Raw genomic sequence first — 20,489 nt, forward strand, 5'->3', positions numbered from 1 at the left:
AGCAAGATCAAAAGCCAGATCAAGAGCAAGAGCAAGAGCAAGAGCAAGAGCAAGAGCAAGAGCAAGAGCAAGAGCAAGAGCAAGAGCAAAGCCCCCCTAAATCCTCCCCCCGGCTAAGCGTCTCTCAAGCGACTACCGCCCATTCGCTTGCTTGCGAGGATCCACCATGTCCACCGCTACCAGCCTTGCTCAGGTCCCACCGGCCACCACCCCGCACCCCCTGTACGAATTCACCGATTCGCCGCTGCTGCACCGCCAGCAGCAACAGGAATCCAATGCCCGCAGCTACCCCCGCCGTATCCCGCTGGCCCTCAAGCGCGCCCGTGGCATCTATGTCGAGGACGTCGAAGGCCGCCAGTTCATCGATTGCCTGGCCGGTGCCGGTACGCTGGCGCTGGGCCACAACCACCCCGTGGTAGTCGAAGCCATCCAGCGCGTGCTGGCCGATGAACTGCCCCTGCACACCCTGGACCTGACTACCCCAGTCAAGGACCGCTTCGTCCAGGACCTGTTCGCCGTGCTGCCCGAAGCACTGCGCCGTGAAGCCAAGGTGCAGTTCTGTGGCCCCACCGGTACCGATGCGGTGGAGGCCGCGCTCAAGCTGGTGCGCAGCGCCACCGGCCGCAGCACGGTCCTGACCTTTCAGGGCGCCTACCACGGCATGAGCCAAGGGGCACTGAGCCTGATGGGCAGCCTGGGTCCCAAGCAGCCCCTGGGCGCATTGCTGGGCAGCGGCGTGCAGTTCATGCCATACCCCTACGACTACCGCTGCCCGTTCGGCCTGGGCGGCGAAGCGGGGGTGAAGGCCAACCTGCACTACCTGGAAAACCTGCTGCTCGACCCCGAAAGCGGGGTGCCGCTGCCAGCCGCGGTGATTCTGGAAGTGGTGCAGGGCGAAGGCGGCGTGATACCCGCCGACATCGAGTGGCTCAAGGGTGTACGGCGCATCACCGAGCAGGCGGGTGTTGCGCTGATCGTCGATGAAATCCAGAGCGGTTTCGCCCGTACCGGACGCATGTTCGCCTTCGAACACGCCGGTATCGTGCCAGACGTCGTCACCCTGTCCAAGGCCATCGGTGGCAGCCTGCCCCTGGCCGTGGTGGTCTACCGCGACTGGCTCGACACCTGGAAGCCAGGCGCCCATGCCGGCACCTTCCGCGGCAACCAGATGGCCATGGCTGCAGGGTCTGCCGTGCTCGAATACCTGGTCGAGCACCGCCTGGCCGACCATGCCGAGGCCATGGGTCAGCGCCTGCGCGGGCATTTGCAGCGCCTGCAGGCAGACTATCCGCAGTTGGGGGACATCCGTGGTCGGGGGTTGATGCTGGGCGTGGAATTGGTCGATCCGCAAGGCATGGCAGACGCCCAGGGGCACCCGCCAGCCAACCGCGAACTGGCCCCTCGCGTACAGCGCGAGTGCCTCAAGCGAGGCCTGATCCTGGAACTCGGTGGCCGCCACGGGGCAGTGGTGCGTTTCCTGCCGCCCTTGATCATCAGCGACGAGCAGGTCGACGAGGTCGCTCAGCGCTTCGCCGCTGCCGTGGCCGCGGCGGTCTGAGTCCAGCGGGGGGCCGTGTGCCCCCGGCTACACGCCCCGTCAGTCCAGGGTTCTGCCAGCGCGCCAGTAGCCCATCAGGGTCAGCCATTGACGTGGCAACCCGCGCTCCTTGATCAAATGACGACGTATGGCCATGACCGTGGCCGACTCGCCCGCCACCCAGGCGTGGAATACGCTGCAGGCGGTACTGGCCTGTTCCCACAGAATGCGCGTGTCAATATCGATATCCTCCAGCCTGGCCTCGGGCACTGCGTGCCCCTGGGGCAGTCGGGCCAGTTCACGCACGGCATGCAGCATGGCCTGGCCCTGTTCGCAGTTCAAAAGATCCCGTGGCAGCCAGTGCAGCTCAACGCCGCTGCCGTGACGCACATCCAGGCAGTCGGCCTGCAAGGGCACTTCGATGAACGCCTGCACCGCCAGGTCCGGTTGCGTCACGGCCAGGGCTTCGAGGATGCCGGCAATCGCTGGCAGCGCCGTTTCATCCCCGACCAGCAACACGTTGCGTACCCCTTGCGGCGGCTTCCACTCGTACCCACCAGGGTCTCCCGCATGGGCCAGGTTCGGTGCCAGCATCTGCAGGCGATCCCCCGGCCGCGCCTGGGTAGCCCAGGCCGAGGCAGGGCCGTTGACACCGTGCAGGACGAAATCCACGTCCACCTCCAAGGCCTCTGGGCGCAGCGCGCGCAAGGTGTAGGTACGCATCGGTGGGCGCTGTTCGGCAGCGAGCGCGCTGTGGGCGGCCTTCCAGTGCTGGTCGGCAGACAGTTGCGCAAGGGAGCCATCGGGCGCCGGGAAGAACAGCTTCACCCGCTGGTCCGGTGCCAGGGTGGTCATCTGCGCCACGTCGGGGCCTGTGAACACCAGCCGGGTGAGCGAAGGGGTGAGGCTCAGGCGGCGGCTGAGCACCAGGTCGAACAGGCGGTAGGGCTGGGCTTGGCGCCTGGCGCCGCCAATCAGGCGGCGTAGGCTTTGCTGGAGGGTTTGGGTCATGCGGGCTGGGCTGGGCATGGGGCGTTCTCGTGCAGACGTCTTTGCTGAGAAACGAGCCGACGCCCAGGCAAATTAACCGCGCCTTACCAACCGCGACCGGAGTTCACCCAGAAGTTGACCGACAGCGAGGCGGACACCGACTCCACCTGGTGGAACCAACCCTCGGGCAAGAACAGCAGGTCGCCGGCTTGCAGCACCACACGCAGGAACGGCACATCGCGGGCGGCCGGGAACCGCTGGTAGTCGGCGGCATCGGGGTTGAAGTCGCAGCCGTCCAGGCCACCCTTGGGGCTGGTCGACCAGGTGCCCAGCGCCGGACGGTAATGCGGGGCGGCAAGGATGAACGACTTCTGCCCCCAGACCTGGGCGAACAGGTTGTCGGTGTCATCCCGGTGCAAGGGTGTGAGCGTGCCCTTGGGCCCAATCCAGATGCGCGGCGCGATGTAGCGCGAACGCTCGAAGTAGTCGGGGAAGCGGATCAGCGCCAGGAGCTTTTCCGGGACGATGTTGTTGCCCATGTAGGCTGGGTTTTCACCCGGTTTGGCCGGCGTGTCCAGCGAGGCAATGAAGTCGGCCATGGAGGTGGCGCGAAAGTCGCGGTCGGTGGAGAAAGTTTTCTTCACATAATCGCCGTGGCGGGTGATGCCTTGCAGCTCGGCAAAGTGCGCGATGGACGCCTCACGCCCCATGCTGAACAGCGGCCAGTCGTGCAGGGCATCGCTCATCACCACCGGCATGCCCAGCGGCAGGTACTCCCGGGCAAAACGCTCGGCTGACAGCTGCGCCCGCGCCAGGCGGGGTACCTCACGCAGCACAGGCTGCGCTGCCGATACACGTTCGCTGATGCGTGCGGGCGTGGCGTAGCGTTGATTCATGGCCACCTTGCTGGCCGAAGTGCCTTGCCGCGCGCTGTTGATGATCTGCGGCAGCAGCGTGGCCAGGCCCATGTTGCCGGTGATCTTCAGCCGCGCACTGGCGAACAGTTCCTCGACATTGGCCGTGCCGCCCATGATCCCGAGAAAGTCGCGTTCGGCCACCTCGATGGTGACGTCCGGCGCGGCGTGGCGGCCAACACCGGTGCGGCTCTGCTCGCGTACCTCCGACCAGAAGGCCCGGTCATGGGCGAAGACGAACTGGTAGACGCCCTCGATGCCCACGCCATGGGCATTGGCGAACAGCCTGCTGAGAATGCTCTGAAGGTCCACGGTCAACCCCTGTCGGTCTGTCGTTGTGCAGGGTTAACGAGCGATACGAGCACCGATTTAACCGGCGCCTCACCGGCATGCCTGACGCCAGCGCCTAAGCTGCGCGGCTAATTTTCTCGCGTCTTCCTACGTCCCGTAGGGATAGCCGAGCCAACGCTCGATACCCAACTGTATGGAAGGTCGCAGATGAATGCCGATAAGTCCCTCAAGCTTGCCCGCCGTTTCATAGAGCTGCCAGTGGACAAGCGTCATCTGTTTCTGGATGGCCTGCGCGCCGAAGGCATCGACTTTTCCCAATTCCCCATCGCCGCCGACGTGCAGGTCCCGGACCGCGATGCACTGTCGTATGCCCAGCAGCGCATGTGGTTCCTCTGGCAGCTGGACCCGCGCAGCGGTGCCTACAACCTGCCCAGCGCCGTGCGCTTGAGCGGGCCTTTGAACGTGGCGGCGCTGGAGCAGGCCTTTGCTTGCCTTGTAGAGCGCCACCAGAGCCTGCGCACGGTGTTTGCCGAAGGCGCAGACGGCCAGGTCCGGCAGGTGGCGGCCAAACACCCGGTGCACGTTGCCAAGCACAGCCTGGTTGAGCTGGACGCCGATGCCCAGGCGCGCCGTGTGCGCGAGCTGGCCGAACAAGAGGCGCTGCAACCCTTCGATCTGGCCGTGGGCCCCTTGATGCGCGTGAGCTTGCTGACGCTTGGGGCGCAGGAGCATGTGCTGCTGTTGACCCTGCACCACATCGTGTCCGATGGCTGGTCGATGAACGTGCTCATCGACGAGTTCGTCCAGGCCTACCAAGCCTTTGCCGCAGGCGTTGAACCCGCGCTGCCGGCTTTGCCTGTCCAGTACATGGACTACGCCCTGTGGCAACGCAAGTGGCTGGAGGCCGGTGAGCAGGTGCGGCAGTTGGACTACTGGCGCGAGCAGTTGGGCGATGAGCAGCCGTTGCTGGAGCTTGCCACCGATTTTCCACGCCCGGCGGTGGCCAGCCAGCGCGGCCAGCGTCACGAGCTGGTCATCGATCCCGCCCTGGCGGAACAACTGCGGGCCCTAGCGCGCCAGCATAACGTGACCTTGTTCATGGTGTTGCTGGCAGCATTCAATGTGCTGTTGTACCGCCACACCGGCCAGACCGATCTGCGCATCGGCGTGCCCGTGGCCAACCGCAATCGGGCCGAGGTCGAAGGCTTGATCGGTCTGTTCGTCAACACCCATGTGCTGCGCACCACCCTGCAAGGCCAGCAGTCGGTCGCCAGCCTGCTGGGCGCCGTGAAACAGACCGCCGCCGGTGCCCAGGCGCACCAGGACCTGCCCTTCGAACAGTTGGTCGAGGCCCTGGACCTTGACCGCAGCCTGAGCCATAACCCGCTGTTCCAGGTGATGTACAACCACTTGCCGAACGTTGCCGATATCGAGGTGATGACGGTGGGCGAGGGGTTGGAACTGCGCCCTCTGGAGGCGAGCAGCCGCCCCACGCCCTTCGACCTGACCCTCACCACCTTCGAGCGCGGTGGCCACCTGCATGCCTCGCTGACCTACGCCAGCGAGCTGTTCGAGCCGGCCACCATCGCGCGTATGGCCGGGCACTGGCTGCAGCTGCTGCAGGCGATGAGCGAGGATGCCGACCAGCCACTGGACCAACTGCCTTTGCTCGACGCCCATCAGGCGGCGCTTTTGCACCAGCAGGCCGCAGGCCCGCAGGCACCGGCAGCGCCGTCGGCATTGGAGATGTTCGAGGCCCAGGTGCAGCGCGTTCCCCATGCCCTGGCGCTGACATTCGCTGGGCAACGCCTGAGCTACGCCGAGTTGGATGCCCGCGCCAACGCGCTGGCCCTGCAACTGGTCGAGCTGGGCGTCGGTGCTCAGGTGTGCGTCGGCCTGGCCGCCGGGCGCTCGTTGGAAATGGTGATCGGCCTGCTGGCCGTGTGGAAGGCCGGGGCGGCCTATGTACCGCTGGACCCGGCATTCCCCGCCCAGCGGCTGGCCTACATGATCGAGGACAGCCGGGTCGGCGTGCTACTGACCCAGCAGGTGCTGCAAGCCAGCCTGCCGCAGCTCGCCGGGGTGACGACCCTGTTGCTCGACCCCGCTCGCCCTGAAGTCAGTGCACGGGGCCCACAGCGGCCAATCGACGCGGCCGAGTTGGCCTACGTCATCTACACCTCCGGTTCCACCGGCACCGCCAAGGGCGTGGCCGTCAGCCACGCCGCCCTGGGCAACTACCTGCAAGGCATTTTCCAGACCCTGCCGCTGCAGGGCGCCAGCAGCATGGCGGTGGTCTCCACCCTGGCGGCGGACCTGGGGCATACCGTGCTGTTCGGCGCACTGTGCTCCGGGCGCTCGCTGCACATCATCGAGCAGGACGTGGCCCTCGACCCGCAGCGCTTCGGCGCCTACATGCAGGACCATGGCATCGACGTGCTGAAAATCGTGCCGTCGCACCTGGAGGCGCTGCTGGGCGCTGACCAACCGCAACAGGTGCTGCCTGCCCGCTGTCTGGTGCTCGGTGGCGAGGCCTGTTCGCCTGCACTGATCGAACGCCTGCGCGCACTGGGCCGCTGCGACATCATCAACCACTACGGCCCGACCGAAACCACCGTCGGCGTACTGACCCAGAACCTCAGCGCGGCAGACAGCCCCATCGTGCTGGGCCGGCCATTGCCCAACACCAGCACCCAGGTGCTCGATGCCGGCCTGCAACGCCAGGCGCCGGGCAGCCACGGCGAGTTGTACATCGGTGGCGCGGGCCTTGCTCGTGGATACCAGAACCGCCCGGGCATGACCGCCGAACGCTTCGTGCCCGATCCCTTCGGCGCACCGGGTGCGCGCCTGTATCGCACAGGCGACCGGGTGCGTCGTCTGCCCTCGGGCGAGCTGGTGTTCCTTGGCCGTGTCGACCGCCAGGTCAAGCTGCGCGGCTACCGCATCGACCTGGATGAAGTGCTGCTGGCCCTGCGTGCGGCGCCCCAGGTGCGCGACGCGGCCGTGCTGCTGGTGGGCGAAGCGGCCCATGCGCAACTGGTGGCCTATGTGGTCTATGCGGGCACTGACGCGCAGGCGCAACTGGAAGCCTGGCTGCAAGCGCGCCTGCCTGATTACATGCTGCCCAGTACCTACCAGGCCCTGGCCGTCATGCCCCTGACCGCCAACGGCAAGCTCGACACCCGCGCGCTGCCTCAGCCGACCCAGGCGCGTGCCGCCGCTGCCCACGTGCCGCCTGTGACCGAGCGAGAACACGCCCTGGCGGGCATCTGGGAACAGGTGCTCAAGGTGCCGGCAGTGGGGCTTGGCGACAACTTCTTCAGCCTGGGGGGCCACTCGTTGCTGGCCGTGCAGATCGTCTCGCGGGTACGCCGCCAACTGGGGCTCGACCTGCCGCTGCGGGCCATGTTCGACACGGCCAACCTGGGTGAACTGGCCCAGGCGCTGGAGCACTGCGAGCGCTACCGCGAACAGACGGCCGCTGCGGCACTGCCGCGCAGCGAGCGCCTGCCGGCGTCATTCGCCCAGCAGCGTCAATGGCTGTACTGGACCCTGCAGCCCCAGAGCACCGCCTACCACACCCCGCTGGCCGTGCGGCTGCAGGGCGAGCTTGATCGCCAGGCCTTGCAGCGGGCGATGGACACCTTGCTGGCACGGCACGAAGCCTTGCGCACCACGTTCGTCCAGGAGGATGGCCAGCTTTATCAGCAGGTGCAGCCGGCCGGGGCGGTGGACCTGCAATGGACGGCCTTGCCCGATGCCAGCCAACCCCAGCTGGAGCTTGCGGTGCGCGCCGAAATCACGCGCCTGTTCGACCTGCACCAGGGGCCCCTGATGCGGGTCAAGGTGATCGAGCGCGCAATGGACGAATGGGTGCTGGTGCTGACGCTGCATCACATCACCTCCGACGGCTGGTCCATGAGCCTGTTGGTGCACGAGTTCGTCGAGCTCTACAGCGCCTTCAATGCCGGCCATACGTGCCCCCTGCAACCGCTGGCGGTGCAATACGCCGACTACGCCCACTGGCAGCGCCAGTGGCTGGCCCAAGGCGAGATGCAGCGCCAGCAGGCTTATTGGGTCGAACGCCTTGGGGGTGAACCGGTGGTGCTGTCGCTGCCGACCGATCACCCGCGCACGGCGCAGCTCAGCGACCGTGGCGGGCGCCTTGACCTGCACCTGCCGCAGGACCTGGAGCGTCAGGTACGCGAGCTGGCCCAAGCCCAGGGCGTCACCTTGTTCCAGCTGTTCCTGGGTAGCTTCGCCTTGCTGTTGCAACGCCACAGCGGCCAGCCGGACTTGCGCATCGGGGTGCCGGTGAACAACCGCAACAGCCAGGAGCTGGAGGCGGTGGTGGGCTTTTTCGTCAACACCCTGGTCATGCGTTTGTGTCCGCAACCTGAGCAGTCGTCAGGCCATTGGCTGCAGACGGTCAAGGAGGTGACGTTGTCGGCCCAGGCCAACCAGGACCTGCCGTTCGACCGCCTGGTGGAAGTGCTCAACCCCCAGCGCGCGCTGAATCACAACCCGCTGTTCCAAGTGATGTACAACCACCTGAGCACGGTCGGCGCCACTGCTACTGGCACCAGCCTGCCGGGTTTGCAGGCCCGCGAACTGCAGCTTGACGGCGCCGGCGCGCAGTTCGAGTTGTCCCTTGAGACCCTGGAAACGCCGCAGGGCATCTCCGTGGCTCTGGTGTACGCTGCCGACCTGTTCGAAGCCGCCACCATCGAGCGTATGGCCGCTCACTGGCAGACCCTGCTGCGCGGCATGGTGGCCTGCCCTGCACAGGCCATAGGCGAGCTGCCGATGCTCGCTGCCAGTGAACAGCACGGCCTGCGCACCTGGAACCAGACCGCGCAGCGTTACCCCGACGAATACTGTGTCCACCGCCTGATCGAACAGCAGGCCCAGCGCAGCCCCGAGGCGAGCGCCGTGGTGTTCGGCCCACGTCATCTCACCTATCGCCAGCTCAACAACGCCGCCAATGGCCTGGCCCTGCAGTTGATCGAGGGTGGCGTCGGCCCGGACGTGCTGGTAGGTATCGCCGCCGAGCGTTCGCTGGAGCTGGTCATCGGCCTGCTGGCCATCCTCAAGGCCGGGGGTGCCTACCTGCCGCTGGACCCGGACTACCCCGAGGAGCGCCTGGCCTACATGATCGAGGACAGCCGCATGGCCTTGCTGCTGCATGCGCCAGGCCTGCGCCTGCCGGTGCCTGAAGGGCTGGCGACACTTGAACTGCTGGCCCCGCAGGCAGATCCGGCCGACGTACCGAACCCGCATGTCGACCTGGCGCCGGAGCACCTGGCCTATGTGATCTACACCTCCGGCTCCACCGGCAAGCCCAAGGGCGCCGGCAACCGCCACGTGGCCCTGGCCAACCGCCTGTACTGGATGCAGCAGGCCTATGAGCTGACCGCTGCTGAGCGGGTGCTGCAAAAGACCCCGTTCAGCTTCGACGTGTCGGTGTGGGAGTTCTTCTGGCCGTTGATGACCGGCGCCCAACTGGTGGTGGCCGAGCCCGGCGCGCACCGCGACCCGGCGCAGCTGGTGGCGCTGATCGAGCAGCACGGCATCAGCACGCTGCACTTCGTGCCGTCGATGCTGCAGGTGTTTCTGCAATCGCCGGACCTGGACGGGTGCCACAGCCTGCGACGCATCCTGTGCAGTGGCGAGGCGCTGGCGCTCGATGCCCAGGCCCAGGTGTTCGCACGCCTGCCCAAGGCCGGCCTGTACAACCTGTACGGCCCGACCGAAGCCGCCATCGACGTCACCCACTGGACCTGCGTGGAGGAGGGCAGCGACAGCGTGCCCATCGGGCGTCCCATCGCCAACCTGCACACCTACGTGCTGGACGGGGCCCTGCAACCGGTGGTGCCGGGGGTAGCCGGTGAGTTGTACCTGGGCGGCGTAGGCCTGGCCCGTGGCTACCACCGCCGCCCGGCGCTGACCGCCGAGCGCTTCGTGGCAAGCCCTCTGGGTAATGGCGAGCGCTTGTACCGCACGGGTGATCGGGTGCGTTACCGCGCCGACGGCGTGCTGGAGTACCTCGGTCGCCTGGACCACCAGGTGAAGATCCGTGGCCAGCGCATCGAGCTGGGAGAAATCGAGGCGCGCCTGCTGGAGGTGGCCGGCGCGAGTGAAACCGTGGTCGTGGCCCGCCAGGATGCCCAAGGCCAGCACCTGGTCGGCTACGTGGCCGACGCGTGCGCGCCTGCTGATCTTGCCGCCTGGCAAGCCCAGCTCAAGGCCCGGCTGGCCGAGACCTTGCCGGCCTACATGGTGCCTTCGCACCTGGTGTGGCTGCCGGCAATGCCCTTGAGCCCCAACGGCAAGCTGGACCGCAAGGCCTTGCCTGCGCCTGATCTGGATCAAGCCCGGCAGGCTTTCCAGGCACCGGGCACTGAGCTCGAATGCACCGTTGCAGCCATCTGGCGCCAGGTGTTGCACCTGGACCAGGTAGGCATGGCCGATCACTTCTTCGACCTGGGCGGGCATTCGCTGCTCGCCACCCAGGTGATTTCGCGTGTTGCCCAGGAACTGGACCTGGAGGTGCCACTGGCGCTGCTGTTCGAACACAGCACCCTGCATGCCTTCACCCAGGCCGTGAGCGCCCTGCAAGGCCACCGCGTCGCGCCGATTGCCCCGGTGGACCGCAACCAGCCACTGCAGCTGTCGTTCGCCCAGGAGCGGCAGTGGTTCCTCTGGCAGCTGGAACCGCACAGCAGCGCCTATCACATCCCCATGGCCCTGCGCCTGCGTGGCGAGCTGGACCTGCAGGCGCTGGAAGACAGCTTCAACCTGCTGGTGCAGCGTCACGAAAGCCTGCGTACCACCTTCATCCAGGAGCAGGCTCAGGTTCGTCCGGTCATCCACGCCCACTGGCGTTTGCCTGTGCCGGTGCACTCCGTTGCGGGCCAAGAAGAGGAGGGCGCAGCGATCCAGGGCTTCCTCCACGCCCAGACTGCCCAGCCCTTCGACTTGATCAATGGGCCGTTGCTGCGCATCGGTGTGCTGCAACTGGGGGCACAGGACCATGTGCTGACCCTGGTCCAGCACCACATCGTTTCCGATGGCTGGTCGATGCAGGTGATGGTCGATGAATGGATGCAGAGCTATGCCAGCCTGACCAGCGGCGCGCAGCCCAACCTTGCGCCGCTGCCCGTCCAGTACCTGGATTACGCCCACTGGCAGCGCGACTGGCTGGCAGCCGGTGAACGCGAGCGTCAGCTGGTGTACTGGCGTGAGCAGCTGGGCGATGAGCCGGTGGTACTGGAGCTGCCCACCGATCACCCGCGTCCTGCGGTGCAGAGCTACCGCGGTGCCCGCCTGGGGCTGACCTTGGACACGCAAATGACCACAGGCCTGCAACAGCTGGCGCAACAGCACAACGTCACGCTGTTCATGCTGCTGCTGGCCTCGTTCCAGGCGCTGTTGCAGCGTTACAGCGGCCAGGACGACATCCGTGTCGGCGTGCCCGTCGCCAACCGCCACCGCCTGGAGACCGAGCGGCTGATCGGCTTCTTCGTCAATACCCAGGTCCTGCGTGCGCGCTTCGATGGGCAACTGACCGTAGAGGCGCTGTTGGAACAAGTGCGCCAGGCCGCTTTGGGCGCCCAGCAGCATCAGGACCTGCCGTTCGAGCAACTGGTCGAAGCCCTGCAGCCTGCACGCAGCCTGAGCCACAACCCGCTGTTCCAGGTGATGTTCACCCACCGCAATCTGCTCGACCAGCAGCTGGGTGATGGCTTCAAGGTGCCGCAGCTCGATGTCCAGACCCTGAGCGGCGAACACCACAGTGCCCAGTTCGACCTGGCCCTGGACACCTTCGAGACACCCGACGGCCTGGGCGCGACCTGGACCTTCGCCACCGACCTGTTCGAAACCAGCACCCTTGAGCGCATGGCCAGCCATTGGCAAACCCTGCTGCGTGGCATGCTTGCCAGCCCCCAGGCGCCAGTGGCCGAGCTGCCCCTCATGGACGCAGGACAGCTGGACACTGCGCGCACCTGGAACCAGACCGCGCAGCGTTACCCCGACGAATACTGTGTCCACCGCCTGATCGAGCAGCAGGCCCAGCGCAGCCCCGAGGCGAGCGCCGTGGCATTCGGCGCACGTCAACTCACCTATCGCCAGCTCAACAACGCCGCCAATGGCCTGGCCCTGCAGTTGATTGAGCGCGGCGTCGGCCCGGACGTGCTGGTAGGCATCGCCGCCGAGCGTTCGCTGGAGCTGGTCATCGGCCTGCTGGCCATCCTCAAGGCCGGGGGTGCCTACCTGCCGCTGGACCCGGACTACCCCGAGGAGCGCCTGGCCTACATGATCGAGGACAGCCGCATGGCCTTGCTGCTGCATGCGCCAGGCCTGCGCCTGCCGGTGCCTGAAGGGCTGGCGACACTTGAACTGCCGGCCCCGCAGGCAGACCCGGCCCACGTACCGAACCCGCACGTCGACCTGGCGCCGGAGCACCTGGCCTACGTGATCTACACCTCTGGCTCCACCGGCAAGCCCAAGGGCGCCGGCAACCGCCACGTGGCCCTGGCCAACCGCCTGTACTGGATGCAGCAGGCCTATGAGCTGACCGCTGCTGACCGGGTGCTGCAAAAGACCCCGTTCAGCTTCGACGTGTCGGTGTGGGAGTTCTTCTGGCCGTTGATGACCGGCGCCCAACTGGTGGTGGCCGAGCCCGGCGCGCACCGCGACCCGGCGCAGTTGGTGGCGCTGATCGAGCAGCACGGCATCAGCACGCTGCACTTCGTGCCGTCGATGCTGCAGGTGTTTCTGCAATCGCCGGACCTGGACGGGTGCCACAGCCTGCGACGCATCCTGTGCAGTGGCGAGGCGCTGGCGCTCGATGCCCAGGCCCAGGTGTTCACACGCCTGCCCAAGGCCGGCCTGTACAACCTGTACGGCCCGACCGAAGCCACCATCGACGTCACCCACTGGACCTGCGTGGAGGAGGGCAGCGACAGCGTGCCTATCGGGCGCCCCATCGCCAACCTGCACACCCATGTGCTGGACGCGGCCCTGCAACCGGTGGTGCCAGGGGTGGCCGGTGAGTTGTACCTGGGTGGCGTAGGCCTGGCCCGTGGGTATCACCGCCGCCCGGCGCTGACCGCCGAGCGCTTCGTGGCAAGCCCTCTGGGTAATGGCGAGCGCTTGTACCGCACGGGTGATCGGGTGCGTTACCGCGCCGACGGCGTACTGGAGTACCTCGGTCGCCTGGATCACCAGGTGAAGATCCGTGGCCAGCGCATCGAGCTGGGAGAAATCGAGGCGCGCCTGCTGGAGATGGCCGAAGTCCGGGAAACGGTCGTGCTGGCTCAGCCTGGCGCCGCTGGCGCGCAACTGGTCGGCTACGTGCTGGTCGACGGTGCTGACCTGGAGCCCACCCGCCAGGCGCTGCTGCGCGAGCGCCTCAAGGCTCACCTCAAGGCCAACCTGCCCGGCTACATGGTCCCCGGCCAATGGCTGCTGCTGGAGCAGTGGCCGCTCAGCCCCAACGGCAAGCTGGACCGCAAGGCCTTGCCACTGCCCCAGGCAGCGCCACCACAACACGGCTACGAAGCCCCGCAACGCCCGGTCGAGTGCCAACTGGCAGCGATCTGGCAGGACCTGCTCCAGCTCGACAAGGTCGGCTTGAACGACCACTTCTTCGACCTGGGCGGTCACTCTCTTCTCGTCGTGAGCCTGGTCTCACGCATTCAACTCGAGCTTGGTATGAAGGCAACTGCGCAATTGATTTTCCAATACCCCACCCTGGGCGAGCTGGCCCGCCAACTGGAGCACGAAGGCGGGGCGGTGGATGCCGCCACCCTCGACCAGCTCGAAAGCCTGCTCGACGAAATGGAGGCGGTGTAATGGATCACGCCAGCGCCCTGCGCATTGCCCAGCGTTTCATCGCCTTGCCCGTGGACAAGCGCCGCCAGTACCTGGCCAAGATGGCCGAACAAAAGGTCTCGCCCGGCAACCTGCCAATTCCTGTCATCCGCGAGCAGTTAAACAGCCTGCCGCTGTCCTTCGCCCAGGAGCGCCAGTGGTTCCTTTGGCAACTGGAGCCAGGCAGCAGCGCATCTCATATCCCTACCGCCTTGCGCCTGCGCGGTCACCTCGACACCCAGGCCTTGCAACAAGCGTTCGATGCCCTGGTGGCACGCCACGAGACCCTGCGCACCACCTTCGTGATGAAGGACGAGCGGCCCTGCCAGCATGTGCATGGCTCACTGCCGATCGCGATCGAGCCGTTGCACCTGCCGGCCACCCTGGCACCCGAGCATCAACACGCCCAAGTGCAGGCGTTGATCGAGCAGCAGATCGCCAGGCCCTTCGACCTCGAGCACGGCCCGCTGGTACGGCTGGGGCTGCTGAGGGTGGCTGACGATGAGCATGTGCTGGTGATGGTGCAGCACCACATCGTCTCCGATGGCTGGTCGATGCAGGTCATGGTCGATGAGCTGATGCAGCTGTACCTGGGCTTGGTCCACGGGCGGGCGGTCCAGCTGCCTGCGCTGCCCATTCAGTACGCCGACTATGCCATCTGGCAGCGTCGCTGGATGGAAGCCGGCGGCAGCGAGCAGCAACTGGCCTACTGGCGTGAGCAACTGGGCGCGCATCAACCGGTGCTCGAGTTGCCCACCGACCGTCCGCGCGCGGCCCAGCCAAGCCTGCGCGGCGCGCGTTTCGACTTGCCCATCGACAAGGCGCTGAGCGAAGCCTTGCAAGCCCTCGCGCAGCAGCAACAGGTCACGCTGTTCATGCTGTTGCTGGCGTCGTTCCAGGTGCTGCTGCACCGCTACACCGGCCAGACCGATATTCGCGTCGGGGTGCCCAACGCCAACCGCAACCGGGTCGAGACCGATCGCCTGCTGGGTTTCTTCGTCAACACCCAGGTGCTGCGCGCTGATGTGCAGGGGGCCTTGGCCTTCCCGACGTTGTTGCAACAGGTCAAGCAGACGGTACTCGGTGCTCAGGCGCATCAGGACTTGCCGTTCGAGCAACTGGTCGAAGCCTTGCAGCCAGACCGCAGCCTGAGCCACAACCCGTTGTTCCAGGTGATGTACAACCATCAGCGCCAGGGCCGCGACCCACGTGCCCAGCAGGTGCCTGGCCTGGAAATCGAAGGGCTGTTCTGGGAAAGCCACAGCGCCTCGTTCGACCTGACGCTGGACACCGTCGAGGGTGAAGACGGCCTGTGGGCGTCGCTGACCTATGCGTGCGACCTGTTCGATGCCGCCACCATCGAGCGCCTGGGGGGCCATTGGCTGACCCTGCTGCGCGGCCTCGTCGCCGATCCGTCGCGCTGCGTTGCTGCACTGCCGATGCTGGCCGTCGATGAGCATGAGCACCTGCACGCCGTGCGCAACGCCCCGGACCTGCGCCATGCCGACGGCCCGCTGGTGCACGAGCGCATTGCCCAGTGGGCTGCGCAAACCCCGCAGGCCACCGCCTTGCTGTTTGGCGAGCAGCGCATGAGCTTTGCCCAGCTCGATCAGCAGGCCAATCGCCTGGCCCATGCTTTGGTCACAGCAGGGGTGGGGCCGGAAGTGCTGGTCGGTATCGCCCTGGAGCGTGGCCTTGAGATGGTCGTGAGCCTGTTGGCGGTGCTCAAGGCCGGCGGTGCCTATACGCCGCTCGATCCGCAATACCCCCGCGAGCGCCTGTCCTATCTGATGCAGGACAGCGGCATGGCCCTGCTGCTCAGCGACAGCGCGCTCATGCAGCGCCTGCCGGTACCGGATGGCTTGGCAACCCTGGCCCTGGACCACATGGACCTGGCCGCGCAACCCTGCCACGCGCCAGCGAACGCCGCCCAGGCCGATAACCTGGCCTACGTCATCTACACCTCGGGTTCCACGGGCCTGCCCAAAGGGGTGGCAGTGGCCCATGGCCCCATCGCCATGCACTGCCGAGCCATTGGCGAGCGCTACGAAATGACGCCGGCCGACTGCGAACTGCACTTCATGTCATTCGCTTTCGACGGTGCCCACGAACGCTGGCTCACGCCCCTGACCCACGGGGCTTCGCTGCTCATCCGCGACCCGCAGCTGTGGACCCCGGAGCAAACCTATGCCGCCATGCATGCACATGGGGTGACGGTCGCTGCGTTTCCACCGGTCTACCTTCAGCAACTGGCCGAGCACGCCGAGCGCGATGGCAACCCACCGCCGATGCGGGTGTACTGCTTCGGCGGCGATGCGGTGTCCGAGGCCAGCTACGCCATGGCTCGGCGCGCACTGCGTCCGACCTATATCATCAATGGCTACGGCCCTACCGAAACCGTGGTCACCCCCCTGATCTGGAAAGCTGGCGAACAGGACAGCTGCGGTGCGGCCTATGCGCCCATTGGCGATCGCGTCGGTGAACGGCGCGCGTATGTGCTCGATGCCGACCTGAACCTGTTGCCCCTGTCCATCCCGGGTGAGTTGTACCTGGGCGGGCAGGGCTTGGCCCGTGGCTACCTCAAGCGCCCGGCGCTCACTGCTGAAAGGTTCGTACCGGACCCGTTCGGCAACGGTGCCCGGCTGTACCGCAGCGGTGATCGGGTGAGCCTGCGCAGCAGCGGCATCATCGACTACCTCGGGCGCATCGACCGCCAGGTCAAGGTGCGGGGTTTTCGTATCGAGCTGGGCGAGGTGGAAGCGCGCCTGCTGGCGGTGCCGGGGGTGCGCGAAGCGGTGGTGGTGGCCCAGGCCGGCCCGAGCGGCCAGCAATTGGTCGGCTACGTGGTGAGCGACGACGCGCCGCAATTGGCGTCCAATCATCAAGCCCAGGCTGAGCGCCGCGAATCGATCAAGCGCTGTTTGAAGGTGGACCTGCCCGACTACATGGTGCCCACGCACGTGCAGTTGCTCGAACGTATGCCCTTGACCCCCAACGGCAAGATCGACCGCCAGGCCCTGCCCGTAGTCGACCTTACCCAGCTGCAAGGCCAGCATGTGGCCGCCAGCAGCCCGCTCGAGCAGGCGCTGGTGCAGATCTGGCAGGCGGTGCTGAAGGTGCCTCAGGTGGGGGTGACCGACAATTTCTTCGAGCTGGGCGGTGATTCGATCATCTCGATCCAGATGGTCAGCCGGGCCCGTCAGGCCGGCATCGTGCTCAGTCCCAAAGACCTGTTCCTGCACCAGACCGTGCAGGCCTTGGCCGGTGTGGCCCGTTTTGGCGAGGTCGCCCGCATCGATCAGGGCCCGGTCGCTGGCAGCCTGCCGCTGCTGGCCATCCAGCGCTGGTTCTTCGCCCAGGGCATTGCTGATGCGCACCACTGGAACCAGTCCGTGCTGCTGGCACCGACGCAGGCGTTGCAGCCACGTGCGCTGGAAGCGGCGTTGCAGGCGCTGGTGCTGCACCATGACGCCTTGCGCCTGCGCTTCGATGCCCAAGCCGGGCTCGCCTGGCACCGGGCACCGGCCCAGCAACAGAGCGCCGAGGAGCAGGCGCCTTTGCTGTGGCACGCCACGGCCGCGCGCGGCCAGGCCCTGACCGCGTTGTGCGAGCAGGCCCAGCGCAGCCTCGACCTGCGCCAAGGGCCGCTGCTGCGGGCTGTGCTGGCGGAGTTGGACGATGGCAGTCAGCGGCTGTTGCTGGTGGTTCATCACCTGGTCGTGGACGGTGTGTCCTGGCGCATTCTGTTCGACGATCTGCAGCAGGCCTACTCGCAGTGCCTGGCAGGCGAGGCGCTGTCGCTGCCGGCCAAGACCACGGCCTACAAGCACTGGGCAGAACGCCTGCAGGCACTGGCGCAAACCCCGGCCCTGGCCGAGCAGCTGCCGTACTGGCAGGCGCAGGTCGCAGGCGCCGCCGACCACCTGCCAGGCGCGCGTCCTCACGCCAGCCTGGAAAAACGCCATGCCTGTACGGTACACACGCGCCTGGACGACACGCTGACCCGGCAATTGCTGCAACAGGCCCCGGCGGCCTACCGCACCCAGGTCAACGACCTGCTGCTGACCGCGCTGACCCGCGTGATCTGCCGCTGGACTGGGCAGGCCTCGGCGCTGATCCAGCTCGAAGGGCACGGCCGTGAAGCGCTGTTCGACGAGGTCGACCTGACCCGCACAGTGGGCTGGTTCACCAGCGCCTTCCCGGTACGCCTGGACGATGCCGCTGAGGTGACCGACGCGATCAAGCGCGTCAAGCAGCAGTTGCGCGCGATCCCTGACAAGGGCATCGGCTACGGCGCCCTGCGCTACATGGCCAGCGCCCAGTCACAGGCAGCCCTCAACGGCCTGGCCGAGCCGCGCATCACCTTCAACTACCTGGGCCAGTTCGACGGCAGCTTTGCCAGCGACCAGGGTGCCCTGTTCGTGCCAGCCAGCGAGGACGCCGGCGCTGAACAGGGCGCCGAGGCCCCGCTCGGCAATTGGCTGAGCATCAACGGCCAGGTGTACGCAGGCCAATTGCGCCTGGGCTGGACCTTCAGCGAAGCGATGTTCGAGCGCAGCGACATCGAGCGGTTGGCGCAGGATTACGCACGCGAGCTGAGCCAGCTGGTCGCCCACTGCCTGTTGCCGGGCAGTGCTGGGGTGACGCCTTCGGACTTCCCGCTGGCCATGCTCGATCAGCCACAGCTGGACGCCCTTGGCCTGCCCTGGGCGGACGTCCAGGACCTGTACCCGCTCTCGCCCATGCAGCAGGGCATGCTGTTCCACAGCTTGCTTGAGCAACAAGGGGGGGACTACATCAACCAGCTGTCGGTCAGCGTCGAGGGGCTGGCGCCCGAGCGTTTCCGTGAGGCCTGGCAGGCGGTGGTCCAGCGCCATGACATATTGCGCAGCGGGTTCCTCTGGCAAGGCGGGCTGGCCCAGCCGCTGCAGTGGGTGCGCAAGCAGGTGCAGCTGCCGTGCCGTGAAATCGACCTGCGTGGCCATGAAGATCTTGACGCTGCATTGACCCGCCTGGCTGATGCCGAACGCGAGCAAGGCTTCGACCTGGCCCAGGCGCCACTGCTGCGCTTGACGCTGGCCCGCACGGGGGATGATCGCTATCAGCTGATCTATACCAGCCATCACATTTTGCTCGACGGCTGGAGCAATTCGCAGCTGCTTGGCGAGGTGCTGCAGCACTACGCAGGCCAGGCGCTGCAGAGCCTGAACGGGCGCTACAGTGACTACATCGGCTGGTTGCAACGCCAGGACAAACAGGCCAGCGAGGCCTTCTGGCGCGCACAGTTCGCCACCCTTGAGGAGCCGACCTGGCTGAGCCGTGCGCTCAAGTGCGCCGCCACCGGCCAGACCGGGCAAGGCGAATTGAAATGGCGCCTGGACGCTGCGATGACCGAACAGTTGCACGGCTTTGCCCGTCAGCAGAAAGTCACCCTCAACACGCTCGTGCAGGCCGCCTGGCTGTTGCTGTTGCAGCGCTACACCGGCCACGACAGCGTGGCATTCGGGGCTACGGTCGCGGGCCGGCCTACGCAGTTGCAGGGCATCGAGCAGCAGATCGGCCTGTTCATCAATACCCTGCCGGTGGTCGCGCGGCCCGAGCCGCAGCTGGCGCTGGCCGGTTGGTTACAGACCGTACAAGCCATCAACCTGGCACTTCGGGACCACGAACACAGTGCGCTGAGTGATGTGCAGCGCTGGGCCGGGCAGGGCGGCGATGGAGTGTTCGATACCCTGCTGGTATTCGAAAACTACCCTGTGTCCGAGGCGCTGCAGCAAGGCGGCGTCAGTGACCTGCACTTTGGTGACGTGCACAGCCATGAGCAGAACAACTACCCACTGACCCTGAGCGTCAGCACCGGGGCCGACCTGTTGTTGCATTACAGCTATGACGCGGCGCAGTTCAGTGCCGAACGCATGGCCCAGGTTGCAGGCCACCTGGCCCATCTGCTGGCGCAGATGGCGGACGGCTCGCCCCAGCGCTGCCTGGGTGAGCTGAAGCTGTTCGAAGAGGGGCGCCAGCGCGCCCCGGTGCAGGACTGGGGCATGGCCGCCGGTCAATACCCAAGCCTGGCCCCTGCCCATGTGCTGTTCGAGCAGCAGGCCCAGCGCGTTCCGCACCACACTGCGCTGATCACTGAAACCACCGAGCTGACCTATGCCCAGCTCAACGCGGCGGCCAACCGCCTGGCCCACCGCCTGATCGCCCAGGGCGTGGGCCCGGACGTGCTGGTCGGCATCGCCGTCGAGCGCGATGCGCTGATGGTCATCGCCTTGCTGGCCGTGCTCAAGGCAGGCGGCGGCTACGTGCCGCTCGATCCGAAATTCCCCCGCGAGCGCTTGCAGCAGATGATCGAGGACAGCCGCATCGCGCTGCTGTTGACCCAGTCGCACTTGCGCCAAGCGCTGGCGCTGGACGCGCAGGTGCAGTGCCTGTTGCTGGATACGCCTGAGGACGGCAGCGGCGCCGACAGCGACCCGCTCAACCGCGTGCACGCTGACAACCTGGCCTACGTGATCTTCACCTCCGGCTCGACTGGCCGGCCGAAGGGCGTGGCCATCAGCCATGGTGCCTTGACCCGCCACGCTTTCGTGGCCCAATGGTATTCCGATATCCACGCTTCCGACTGCGTGCTGCAATTCGCCACGTTCAACTTCGACGCCTTCGTCGAGCAGCTGTACGCCCCGCTGGTCTGCGGTGCCACCGTGATGCTGCGGGGCAACGAAATCTGGGACAGCGAGACGTTCTACCAGCGGGTGCTGGCCCACGGCATCAGCGTGGCCGACCTGCCGACCGCGTACTGGAACCTGCTGGCCACCCAGTTCGCCAGCGTAGGGCCACGCGACTACGGGCAGCTGCGCCAGATTCATGCGGGCGGCGAA

Annotated in this window: 5 protein-coding genes; 3 read left to right on the top strand and 2 right to left on the bottom strand. The window is 66.7% G+C overall.

What is annotated here, in order from left to right; genetic code table 11:
• The first annotated feature begins 166 nt into the window (after nucleotides 1-166).
• Nucleotides 167-1,558, top strand: coding sequence for an aspartate aminotransferase family protein (locus ACF8GB_RS04195; protein WP_058606009.1), 1,392 nt, complete (start codon nucleotides 167-169; stop codon nucleotides 1,556-1,558).
• A 39-nt stretch (nucleotides 1,559-1,597) separates the two neighbouring features.
• Here the strand turns inward: ACF8GB_RS04195 and ACF8GB_RS04200 are convergent, their stop codons facing one another.
• The gene (locus ACF8GB_RS04200) at nucleotides 1,598-2,566 is read right to left on the bottom strand and encodes a siderophore-interacting protein (RefSeq protein ID WP_392526599.1); all 969 of its coding nucleotides are present in this window, start codon (nucleotides 2,564-2,566) and stop codon (nucleotides 1,598-1,600) included.
• Nucleotides 2,567-2,631: 65 nt separating this feature from the next.
• Nucleotides 2,632-3,753, bottom strand: coding sequence for a cupin-like domain-containing protein (locus ACF8GB_RS04205; RefSeq protein WP_392526600.1), 1,122 nt, complete (start codon nucleotides 3,751-3,753; stop codon nucleotides 2,632-2,634).
• A gap of 186 nt (nucleotides 3,754-3,939) precedes the next feature.
• Here ACF8GB_RS04205 and ACF8GB_RS04210 point away from each other — a divergent pair, with 186 nt between their 5' ends.
• Together ACF8GB_RS04210 and ACF8GB_RS04215 are read left to right on the top strand one after the other, a co-directional pair.
• Nucleotides 3,940-13,590, top strand: a complete 9,651-nt coding sequence (locus ACF8GB_RS04210) for an amino acid adenylation domain-containing protein (RefSeq protein WP_392526602.1) — start codon at nucleotides 3,940-3,942, stop codon at nucleotides 13,588-13,590.
• On the top strand, nucleotides 13,590-20,489 hold a 6,900-nt coding region (locus ACF8GB_RS04215; protein ID WP_392526603.1), incomplete at its 3' end, for an amino acid adenylation domain-containing protein. The genes ACF8GB_RS04210 and ACF8GB_RS04215, both read left to right, overlap by 1 nt.

It is taken from the genome of Pseudomonas sp. xss_4 (assembly GCF_043104125.1).
Taxonomy (GTDB): Bacteria; Pseudomonadota; Gammaproteobacteria; order Pseudomonadales; family Pseudomonadaceae; genus Aquipseudomonas; species Aquipseudomonas parafulva_B.

Excerpts from the sequence above, each read along its gene's own strand:
- ACF8GB_RS04195 (WP_058606009.1), top strand. The coding sequence starts at position 167 with ATGTCCACCGCTACCAGCCTTGCTCAGGTCCCACCGGCCACCACCCCG.
- ACF8GB_RS04200 (WP_392526599.1), bottom strand. The coding sequence starts at position 2,566 with ATGCCCAGCCCAGCCCGCATGACCCAAACCCTCCAGCAAAGCCTACGC.
- ACF8GB_RS04210 (WP_392526602.1), top strand. The coding sequence starts at position 3,940 with ATGAATGCCGATAAGTCCCTCAAGCTTGCCCGCCGTTTCATAGAGCTG.